Annotated in this window: 10 protein-coding genes; 6 read left to right on the top strand and 4 right to left on the bottom strand. The window is 40.9% G+C overall.

Translation table 11 applies throughout. The features are described 5' to 3' along the window. Position 1: 1 nt before the first annotated feature. From JK629_RS10605 to JK629_RS10590, 4 genes are all read right to left on the bottom strand, one after another. Positions 2-1,081, bottom strand: a complete 1,080-nt coding sequence (locus JK629_RS10605; protein WP_202335595.1) for an efflux RND transporter periplasmic adaptor subunit — start codon at positions 1,079-1,081, stop codon at positions 2-4. 6 nt (positions 1,082-1,087) lie between these two features. After that, complete coding sequence (locus JK629_RS10600) at positions 1,088-2,392, bottom strand: TolC family protein (RefSeq protein WP_202335594.1); 1,305 nt, start codon at positions 2,390-2,392, stop codon at positions 1,088-1,090. Between the two features lie 208 nt (positions 2,393-2,600). After that, a complete protein-coding gene (locus JK629_RS10595; RefSeq protein ID WP_202335593.1) occupies positions 2,601-2,990 on the bottom strand; it encodes a DUF302 domain-containing protein in 390 nt (129 codons plus the stop codon). A 730-nt stretch (positions 2,991-3,720) separates the two neighbouring features. Then, the gene (locus JK629_RS10590) at positions 3,721-4,395 is read right to left on the bottom strand and encodes a SprB repeat-containing protein (protein ID WP_202335592.1); all 675 of its coding nucleotides are present in this window, start codon (positions 4,393-4,395) and stop codon (positions 3,721-3,723) included. Positions 4,396-4,686: 291 nt separating this feature from the next. On the opposite strand from JK629_RS10590, the gene JK629_RS10585 reads away from it, so the two are divergent. The 6 genes from JK629_RS10585 to JK629_RS10565 all read left to right on the top strand — a co-directional run bounded on the left by JK629_RS10585 (position 4,687) and on the right by JK629_RS10565 (position 11,202). Continuing rightward, entirely contained in the window at positions 4,687-5,493 is an 807-nt protein-coding gene (locus JK629_RS10585; RefSeq protein ID WP_202335591.1) for a response regulator transcription factor, read from the top strand. 339 nt (positions 5,494-5,832) lie between these two features. Then, the gene (locus JK629_RS10580; RefSeq protein ID WP_202335590.1) at positions 5,833-6,822 is read left to right on the top strand and encodes an aldo/keto reductase; all 990 of its coding nucleotides are present in this window, start codon (positions 5,833-5,835) and stop codon (positions 6,820-6,822) included. A 61-nt stretch (positions 6,823-6,883) separates the two neighbouring features. Continuing rightward, the gene (locus JK629_RS15595; protein ID WP_262896508.1) at positions 6,884-7,012 is read left to right on the top strand and encodes a hypothetical protein; all 129 of its coding nucleotides are present in this window, start codon (positions 6,884-6,886) and stop codon (positions 7,010-7,012) included. Between the two features lie 263 nt (positions 7,013-7,275). Further along, complete coding sequence (locus JK629_RS10575; RefSeq protein WP_202335589.1) at positions 7,276-9,111, top strand: flavohemoglobin expression-modulating QEGLA motif protein; 1,836 nt, start codon at positions 7,276-7,278, stop codon at positions 9,109-9,111. Between the two features lie 2 nt (positions 9,112-9,113). Further along, positions 9,114-10,166, top strand: coding sequence for an ATP-grasp domain-containing protein (locus JK629_RS10570; protein WP_202335588.1), 1,053 nt, complete (start codon positions 9,114-9,116; stop codon positions 10,164-10,166). A 52-nt stretch (positions 10,167-10,218) separates the two neighbouring features. Next, a complete protein-coding gene (locus JK629_RS10565; RefSeq protein WP_202335587.1) occupies positions 10,219-11,202 on the top strand; it encodes a M14 family metallopeptidase in 984 nt (327 codons plus the stop codon). Positions 11,203-11,273: the final 71 nt, after the last annotated feature.

The raw sequence follows: 11,273 nt of genomic DNA, 5'->3' as shown, positions 1-11,273 counted from the left end.
ATTATTGTTTAATGGTTATTTTCGCTCCGTTGTAAAGTTTTCCTTCGGAAGAAATTATATAGTTTTCATCTGCTGCCAAACCTGAAAGTACTTCCACATTATCGCCAAAAGTTCTTCCCACTCGCAACCAGCGCAGTAATGCCGTGTTGCTTTGGCTTACGGTGTAAATCCCGGTTAATTGCCCTCGTTTAACTATTGCTTCCTTTGGAACCAAAATTGTGGTAATATCTGCTTTCCTTTCTATGGGAAATTGAACCGTGGCGTACATACCCGAAAGAATATCGGCATCGGTTTTGTCCAAGACCACTTTTACCAAATATTGTCCACCCGTGTTTTTAGCGGAAGTGCTTACTTCGGTAACCGTGCCGGGAAGTATTTTATCTGAAGATTTTACAATCACTTGTACTTCGGTGCCTGATTTTATTTTAGAAATTTCACTTTCGGGTACTGAAGCGGTTACTTCAAAATTGCCAGGGCCTTCTACTGAAATCAATGGTACTCCGGGATTCGCCATATCGCCCGCTTCAATAAATTTATTGGTAACTACGCCACTGAAAGGCGCACGAAGGTTTACATAGGCAAACTGCGATTGCACTTCGTTCTTCATCTGTTTTGCGCCTTCCAATCTGGCTTTTGCCATTTCGTAACGCGCGCGTTGATCGTCGAGTTCCTTTTGGCTTGCGCTATTTTCCGCAAAGAGGTTCTTAAAACGTTGATAATCCTTTTCAGCATTGTTGAAAGCCGCCTGTGCTTCAGTGATACCAGCGCTAGTCTGCGCACTTTTTGCAGAAAGGTCTGAATTGTTGATGCTCACCAACAATTGTCCCTTTGTAACTTTTTCGCCTACATTCACGTGCACCTTGTCCACAAAGCCCATCATTCGGGTGCTTAGTGTGGCGCTGTTGGCGGCTTCTATTTTACCACTGGCGGTTAAAAAAGGTGTATTATTTTCGGCCGCTACGGAACTCACGTTTACTGGAATGGCCGCTGTGTTATCGATGTTTTTTTCTTCGGAAGAATTGTTACACGCAGTAAAACTGAGTACTGCCAAGAATAGAATTAGAGAATATTTTTTTTTCATCACTGATTAGTTTTTAGTTAAGAATTGAAGATATGCCAAAGCATAATTATGCTGAAAAACAGTATTGTAATATTCCAATTGTTTCTGTGAAAACTGCGTTTCAGCCATTAAAAGGTCGGTGGTTTTTTCAAGACCTTCCTTAAATCTGTTGGTACGAATGCGGAGCGCTTCTTTTGATTGTTCCAGCGCCAACTCGGTCAGGTTTAAATTGTTTTTTGCATCCTGATACATTCGTTTTGCCTTATTCAGCTCCAATTGGCTTTCGGCTTTGTATTGCTCCAATTCAAGATTTGCTTTGTTGAATTCCGCTTTGCTTTTTTGAGTTTTTCCGAAGCGTTTAGAACCCTCAAAAAGATTCCAAGTCAAGGCCGCTCCAAACAGATAGCCATTGGCATCGGCCTGAAAAATCTGGTCATCGTAAAGTTCGTAGCTTCCGAAAGCGTTCAGCCTTGGTAGAAAAGTCATTTTATCTGCTTTGTAATTTTGTCTGTAGGCTTCGGCGGCAAATTCCATGGCCTGTATATCGGCTCTGGAATTGGAAATTGTTTCAGCTGCCTTCAATTCCGAAGAAACCATCAACGAATCCGTTGGTTTTAAAACACCGGAAACCTCTTCATTCATTAAAACTGCAAGATATTCCGAAGCGTTTATCACATTGCTTTTGGCATATTGCAACTGGTTTTCCACTTCGGTAACACGTACTTGCACCGCAAGCACATCGCTCTGTTGCAAATAGCCCTGCTTAAAACTATTGTTCGCCAACCGAAGGTTTTCATTGGCGGCCTTTAAAGCGGTTTCCAAAACTTCCACACTTTTATAGGCAAGTTGGAGTTGCATATAAGCTTTTTCGGTTTCAAGGGAAAGATAGTCTCCCGTGCGCGCCAACTGCATTTGGGTAGCTTCCCATTTTGCTTTTGCGGCTTTGCGTTGAAAAATGCCATCCACATTTATAAGTGGCTGTTGCACTTCAAACTTTGTTGCAAACAGATTGATCTGCGAAGGATTGTTCAATTTATTCGGATCAAAATCGGCTTGGGTAACTATTTCCTGATTCAACTTAAAACCAAAAGCCATCAACGGATTGGTGGTTGCCATTCCGGTATGCGACGCAGTTATATTAGGTAGGAAAACCGCGTTGGTTTGGTTGTAATCGCCTTTTGCGGCAAGTACCTGCTGCTCGCCAATCTTCAGTTTATTGTTTTGCTGCACCACTTTTTCCAGCACTTCTGCCTTGGAAATGGGGACGGTTTGTTGCGCAAATAGTAGCGTGGGCAACATCGCTATTAGTGTAGTTATATTTTTAATCTTCATTGTAATTTTTAATTTGATGCAAACATACTTCAGAAATCAAGACAAGTCAGTAACTAATGTTACCGAGAAGGAGTGAGTAGTTAGTAGTGAATAGTGAATATTAAGTATTGATCATTGATAATTGATCAATGATAATTGAAAAGAGACAGCCTCTTCACTAACCAATAAAATCTGCACTTATCAGGAATGAACCAACCACGAAACGTCCCTAAATACTTTTAATGACTTTGGTCAATTTTTCTTGAACCTCTTTGGCTATGCCTGCCAACGAATCATTTTGTACCGCCATCATGGAAGCCGCGGGATCTACCGCCGAAATCTCAACGGTGCCGGGCTCGCGTTCCTGCACTATCACGTTGCAGGGAAGCATGGTTCCTATTTTGTTTTCCGCCTGTAATGCCTGATGCGCCATGTGCGGATTGCAGGCGCCAAGTATGGTATAATTGTAAAAGTCTGCATCCAACTTCTTTTTTAAGGTGGCCTTTATATCTATTTCGGTCAACACCCCAAAACCTTCTTCTTTTAAAGCTGCCGTTGTTTTTTCAATGGCCTCTTTAAAACTTGTGTTCTTTAATGTTGTACTGATGTAATAACTCATAGCTTAATTGTTTTAAATGAATAACTTAATTCAAATTTAAGCCTTTAAACCGGAGTGTTCAGTAACAAAGATTACACAAGGGAAATTTTTGAAGTAAGAAGTACGAAGCACGAAGTACGAAGTTTACAAAAAATAGTAAACCGTCTCACAATTCACCACTCACCACTCAAGTCTCACCACTCACTTCTCACGGCTCACCACTCAAGGCTCACCACTCACGGCTCACGGCTCACCACTCACCACTCAAGGCTCACCACTCACGGCTCACCACTCACCACTCACCACTCACAGCTCACCACTCACAGCTCACGGCTCAATACTCATCACTCACTTAAAGAGTATTTATAGTATGTATATAGTATATTTATAGTATGTTTATAGTATGTTTATAGCGTATTAAATAAACATAATACATATAAAATCTATACCATCCCGTCTCAATATCCCCTTTTCTAACCCTGAGCGTCTCCATGAAAGACTATTCTGAACAGCCTGTCCTAAGTTGGTTAGCCTACCTCGAGAGGAGTCGAGAGGTCATTGCGAAAGAGCGACCCAAGGAGCGACTGAAGCAATCTGTTTAGGGAAAACGCCTACACCCATGGTATTGCCTGAACCCAAAGAGATTGCTTCGCTGCGCTCGCAATGACGCTTTTACAATTGGTCAAATGAAATACAAAAAAACCCACAAATCCTAAACGAATTTATGGGTGTTAATGGAGGGGTTAGCTACTTACAACCGCTCGTATTCCTCATCTGCTATTTTTATCCTGTCCTGGCCTAAAATAATTACGGTTTCTTCCCCGCCATTAAAGTAGTTCAATACAAAATTGCTGCCATCAAAGTACACAACCCCCTCTCCCGTTTCGGTATTTTCGGTCTCGGTATCGGGCAAATCAGATACAATCTCGCAATCTGCGTTATATTCAATGTTGGTATTTATGGTGCTGTCTGTGATGCTATATTCAAACAAGGCCTCATATTCCCCCAATTGAAATTCATAGCTGCCGCTCATAGAGGTTTTATTTACTACAATATCTGGGCAATCTGTACTATAATGTTCCACATACTCCCCTACGGGCACATCTTCCTGAAACACTACCATTTCCCAAGTGCCTGCAAAGTTATAAACCCCTTCTAGCAAAGCCTCTCGCGTGGCAGTACATCCTTTACTATCGGTCACGGTTACCATGTAGGTCCCAGACCAACCGATATATACATTCCCTTGGGTACCGTCACTCCACTCATACTCATAGGGCGGCGTACCCCCGGTAGCCGTGGCGGTGGCCATGTTTTCCTCAATTTCTATTGATTCTATTTGGAGCCCGCTATTCTCACAGGAATTTTCCGGATCTGAAGCCTCATCAGTAGAGTCGGAACAGCCGGGCAGTACAAGGGCACAAAACATACATACTATTGAAAATTTAATCCTGAACATGGTATTATTTTTTTATCTCTTACAAACAAACAGGATTTTTTAGGCAAAGTCAATACCCTTTTTGGGGGATATTATTTGCCGTTTTTTCTAAGGTTGTGCTTCAAACCCCAGGTTTTTTTAGCCCATAATTTTGAAATTATGTTACTAAAAAGTGTAAATGTTTTAGGTTTTTTGCTAAAGGATTTCTATTTTTTTACCGGAAAATCGATTCTTAATAGAATCCCGATTTTATATTGTTACCAATAGATAACACAAAATATAATGTCCCAAAACTTTAAAGAGGTAGTAAACTTCTGGCAATCAGAATACTCGAATAAAATAAAAAACTATAAGGAATACAACACAAAAGAGCAGCTGCATAGATTTGCTACTTTTTTTACGATGGGCGAATCGTATTATTATGTGCTAAACATGCACAACTTGGAGCTTGATTTTATTTCCGATTCAGTGACTGATTTTACGGGCATAGCGCCGGAAGATGTTAATATGCTGCAACTTTTGCAACAGGCCTTGCCCGAAGAGATTGAACTTATACAGAAGAAAGAACGCATAATCAAGGACTTTTTTGTGAACTTTTTAAGGCCTGATGAACTGTTGGATTATAAAATACTATATCCCTACAAAATGGTGGACCATAAAGGAAAGCACCGTACTATGATTATGCAGTGTACCACCCTAACATTATCGGAAAATGATGCCGTAGAGCATGTGTTTACAGTGCATACCGATATTACACATTTAAAAACCACAAAGACTGACACTCTCTCCTTCATTCACCTGCACGGGGGCAAATCATATTATAACCTACCATTGGACAAGGAAGTTTTTAGTCCCCCAAAAAAATTAGACGATACTCCTTTTACCAGCTTGTTTACCCATCGCGAAAAAGAAGTTATCACTGCCATTGCCCAAGGACTTAACGCAAAAGAGATTGCCGAAAATTTTCACCTTTCCCCAAATACCGTGAAAACCCACCGGAAAAATATACTTGCCAAAAGTGGCTGCTCCAACGCTGCCGAACTTATTGCAAAAAGTCTGTTGTACAACGTGATCGAGCTAAATCTATAACTATCATTTAGCTGCGTTACGACAGTGGGTTATGACAACCCTAACGATTCACAATTCCCCAATTCAACAATTCACGACCCACGACCCACGACCCACGACTCACGTTTCACAATTCACGATTCACGATTCACGATTCACGACCCACGACCCACGACCCACGTCTCACGTTTCACAATTCACAATTCACGACCCACGTCTCACGTCTCACGTCTCACGTTTCACAATTCACAATTCACAATTCACGATTCACGATTCACGTCTCAAGCCTCACAATTATAACCTTTCCTTAACTGCCAGAAAAAAATAGAACCTTTAATTTAGAGGATAAAAGCGATAATTATGAAAAAACTGGAAATGAAAGAGAAACACAAGCTAGGACTAGGTGGCGTTGCCATTGGTACAGGCTTTGAAAATATTACAGAGGAACAGGCACACAACATTCTGCAACAGGCTTGGGATTTGGGCATTCGTTATTACGATACCTCCCCTTGGTACGGGCTTACCAAAAGTGAGCGCCGCTTTGGAGAATTTCTTAACAAACAAAATAGAGATGAATTTTTGTTCTCTACCAAAGTGGGGCGCCTTTTCAAGGAAGTGCCTAAGGAAGAGGTCCCACCTACTATGTGGGAAAATCCGTTGCCCTTTGATTATTACCACGATTATTCGGCAGATGCCACAAAGAAATCAATAGAAGATAGTCTAAAAAGAACGGGGCTTGATTTCATTGACATTGTATATGTACACGACCTTTCTGAGGATCAAGTGGGCGATCGGTACGAATATCATATGGAAATAGCCAAAAAAGGTGCGTTCAAAGTGCTTTCCGATTACCGTTCCCAAGGCATCATAAAAGCTTGGGGAATGGGGGTTAACAAGATACGCCCTATCTTGGATTGTATGGAAGCTGCCGACCCGGATATTTGTCTTTCGGCCACGCAGTACTCCATTCTTGAGCATGAAGATGCTGTGGACCGATTGCTGCCTGCCGTAAAAAAGCAGGGGGTGAAATTAGTTTCGGGGGCAGGCTACAATTCTGGTTATATAGCCGGTAGAGAGCGTTATAACTACAAGCCTACCATCCCGAAGGGAATGGCGGAAAAACGGGCAAACATAGCTGCCATTGCCAAAAAGCACGATATTGATATAATAACCGCCGCAATGCATTTTGTGTTGGCGGCAGATGAATTTGTGTCCATCATTCCCGGGGCAAGCAAAATAGAACAGGTTCAGGATAATGTAAAAGCCTTAAATACAAAAATCCCGGCAGCGTTTTGGAAAGAATTGAAAGACAAAAAACTTATTTATGAAAAAGCCCAGACTCCGCTTTAAGCCTATCTTATAAAAGTGGAATGAGATAATAATTCACAAGCACCTATTAAAACAAATATTTATGGAAAGTAGAAAAGATTCCACAAGACCAGAGCAACGCCCCATTGATCCTGAAAAAAACAACGCCAATCAGGAAAAGGAATATAGGAAGGATAAAAGGGAGGGAAAGATAGATGATTCCGAGGAATAAGATTAAATTCCCATAAGGGAGATATTTCCAATCACCTTTGCATTAAAATCCGCCTCACCCCTTATAAATATCTTGTCCTAAACAAAAAATTTCCCCTTTGAAGAGCCTGTTCCGACCTTGTTGAGGGAGGATCAAAGGGGCGTTTCAAACTTACAAATCTGTCCTAATGCCTTGTTAAATAATATTAAAAACAAGATGGCTACACTTGGGTTTTTATATATTCCCATCAACAAAAGGATAAAAAGCGAGAAAAAATTGAACTCATGAAGGCAATTGCTGTGACGGACAAAGAAGAACTGATAGGAGAACTTGCAGACGGGCAACGTACCGTCAAGAGTCTTCCAAATGGGGGTTTTTTGTTTTTGGAGCACGATGTTCCTTTTCTTCTTATTTATAGGAAGCGCCCCAATGACAAAGCAACTTTACGGCTAGCACGAACAGGAGCCAGCTACCTGATTATTGGGGAGGATAATTTTGAATATTCCCGTGAAATTATAAGTCAACTCACCGAAAGGATGAGCGCCCGTTTTGGTAGTTTTTTTCTTATGGAAATATACAGTGGGCCTGAAAGCAGTACCGAATTCGTGATTCGTGGTCCTTCGCACAAGCTTCCGGTTTCCTTGGACGTACTTCGCAAGGCACTTGAAAAAATTCAAGGTACAACCTATGGCGTAAAGTTAAATGCTAGGATAGAGCAAACCAAACAACGGCAGCAAAAAAACGAGTCTGCCCTAATGAGTATAGAAGAGATAAAAGACTGTGGCGGAACGCTCATAGGCTTAGAAGTACCCCCCGTATTTCGTGATGGCGAGGGTGAGGTATATCCACTTTATTTTAGGCAATTCCAAGAGAGCGTGGCCAAGGCTATTCAGCAATCGGTTTTTGAATTTATACGGGTACAGACTTCCAGTAAATTGGCCAGTTATTACGCTTTGGGGAAACGGAAAATCCATAAGGAAGTGTTTAGAATGGACCGTGAGCTTACACAGATAGAAAACAGCTATCAGTTTTTACTGTTGGTGGCGCCCGTAAACATACAGAGTATTCGAAACAGTTTTTTTGAAAGTAACTTTAAAAAGGTAGAAGAATATCACTATCGTCTCCTCCCCATTGATCCGGATATTCTCAAAAGGAAACTATACAACCTGGAAATAGACCAAATAGATGATCCCGCGCTCTCTTACCTTTTCCACGAAAAGCGGGAAGAATTGGATCAACAGCTAACTATGCTGAAGGAACGGGGCTCTAAAAACTTTTTTTACAGCAGTGTGAGACTCTATAAAGGGCTGGATAAAAACATAGTAACCGAAGCAGAATTAATACTTCAAAACATACCCGAAGACATTCAAAATAATAATGCAGAATTATTGGATGCAAATGCATTTGCTAAAATGGCGGAAGCTGAATTTGAGTTCTTTAAGCAACAAGATGCCAATTTTCAATCTAAAGTCCATATACGCCAGGATGTGAATGTTATGATGGTAAGTAATGGAGAACTCTATCTGCCGGCCGATTATACATTAACGCATCAGGAGGCACAGGCATTGATACAGCATGAAATAGGCACCCACGCCCTTACCCACTACAACGGCAAGCAACAGCCCTTAAGTCAGTTAGGTGTAGGCTTTGCAGATTACGACCCCCTACAGGAAGGCATTGCCGTACTTTCTGAATATTTAATAGGGAGTCTTTCCGCCAATCGTTTGCGGATGCTGGCTGGACGTGTAGTGGCTGGAGCGGCACTTATGGAGAATGCGGAGTTTAAAGAAGTCTTCAATCTGCTCTATAGTACCCATAATTTTTCAAAAGAAAACGCTTTTAATATTACTTCCAGAATGTTTCAGGGGGGTGGATTTTTAAAGGATATTATTTACTTAAAAGGCCTGGTTCAACTGCGTGAGTATCTTATGGAGGGTGGGAATTTGGAATTTCTGCTGGCAGGAAAATTTGCGCTTAAACACGTACCGATGATTACAGATTTATCTGCCCGGGGATTACTGCAGGCCCCAAAATTAAAACCAAGATACCTGCAACAAAAAGATTTTGAACAACGAATAGACAAACTTAAACAAGGGGTTTCCCTCTCTAAACTTATATAAATATGAAAATATGTTTTGTAATCAGTGATATTAAAACCGAGGCTTGCGGGACTTCGGTGGTCATATTGAAAAAAGCGCACGAGCGCGGCCATACCGTGTATGTAATGAGCGTTGGCGACTTTATTTTCCACCGCGATGAAAACATAAGGCTGCGCTGTAAAAAAATACCCGCCTCGGTAAAAGGGGAAACTGTAGAAGAATTCTGGGAACAAGTGCAGGACGACAAACTAAAAGCCAAGGCTGTGCCAAGTACAGATATGGACGTAGTGTTTTTAAGAAACAATCCTACAGAGGAAACTTCAGACAGACATTGGGCAGAGCATAGCGGAATTGCCTTTGCAAGAATGATACAGCAAAATGGTGTATTGGTATTAAACGATGCATTTGCAATGAGCCACGCCTTTATTGACAAACTTTATTTTGAGGAACTGCCTTCTGAAATAAAACCAGACAGCCTAATCACCCGCAATAAGGAAGACCTGTTAAAGTTCTGGGAAAAAATGGGTAAAAAAATGGTGCTAAAACCATTGGAAGGTTCTGGCGGGCAAGATGTGTATTTGATTGATAAGGACAAGAAAAACCTCAATCAAATAGTAGATACCATCAGTGCCAAAGGCTATATAATTGCCCAAGAATTTCTTCCTGAAGTGAGTAAGGGCGATGTAAGAGTTATTCTTATGAACGGAAAATTACTGGAAGAAGATGGGGAAAAAGCCATTATTAGAAGAGTAAATAATGACAGTTCAGAGTTTAGAAGCAACCTTGCCCTGGGCGCTAAGGCAAAAAAGGCCAAACTTACCCCAGAAATAGAAAAAATTGTTTCACTAACGGCGCCAAAATTAATTAGAGACGGACTCTTTTTTGTGGGCCTTGATATTGTGAATGATAAATTAATAGAGATAAATGTTTTAAGCCCGGGAGGTTTGGACTATTGCGAAGATATTAAACTTCCTGCCTTTACAGATACCGTTGTAGCGGCTATTGAACGTAAAATAGAGTATAAAAAATATTATAAAAATAGCTTGACCAATAAAGAGTTGGCTACCATGGATTAATTATTAAGGAATAGGCCGTAAAAAAGATTTAATACGTAAAGCACACCGTGTAATGAATAATTATAAAAAGATAAATATTGAAATACCTAGGGTTATCGGAACCTACAGTTCTGGACTTGATGGCCCCTTGTTATTTATAACCGCAGGAATACATGGAAATGAACCCAGTGGCCTAAGGGCACTTCAGAAAGTATTTGAAATATTGGAAGCGGAAAAACCAAAGATAAAAGGCAGGGTAATTGGCGTATCTGGAAATAGAGCGGCCCTGCAGCAAGGTGTACGCTTTATTGATGAAGACCTTAACCGAACCTGGACCGTTGAAAATATTAAGAATAAAATTATAGACAGTCACGAAAAGAAAGAAATGTTTGAGATTATTGAAATACTCAATCAATATCCCGAAGAAGAATTTACCAAGCGGTATTTTTTAGACTGCCACACTACTTCCTCTGCCAGTGCGCCCTACATATCGGTGCAAGAGGTAAACGACAATGATGTGTGGGCGCATCAATTTCCTACCCACATAATACGTGGGTTTTCCGATATCGTATTGGGGTGTATAGATCATTATGAAAGTAGAATTGGCATTACAGGTTTTGTATTTGAAGGAGGCCAGCACGAAAGCAAAGTGGCGGAAATGAATCATGAGGGGATAATTTGGTTAGCACTTGTAAATGCTTGTAAATTGGACCTAGAAAAACTTAGCCACTATCCCGAAGCAGCCGCCATGCTCCTTGATAACAAAAAGAAACAAAAGACTTTTGAAATAAGCTACAGACATGGCTTAGCACCCGAGGATGAATTTAGGATGGAAGCCGGCTACAGTAATTTTCAGCCTATTAAAAAAGGGGAACTTTTAGCATATCAAAACGGGAAACCCGTTTACAGTAAATGGGATGCATATATTTTTATGCCCTTATACCAAAAGCAAGGAAACGATGGTTTTTTTGTGGCGACTGAAGCTAACAGTGAGCCGTCATTGCGAAGCAGCAATCTAAGGAGCGATTCAAGCAAATCGAAGATTCAACGCAGTTAATCTGTCCGGAGAAAATGCCCATAACCATGTTATCACCTAAACCCAAAGAGATTGCTTCGCTGCGCTCGCAA

Origin of the sequence: Aequorivita iocasae, assembly GCF_016757735.1 — a bacterium.
In the GTDB taxonomy this organism is placed as follows: Bacteria; Bacteroidota; Bacteroidia; order Flavobacteriales; family Flavobacteriaceae; genus Aequorivita; species Aequorivita iocasae.
Note: the sequence above shows the minus strand (reverse complement) of the source record. Positions and strands in the feature narration are given on the sequence as shown.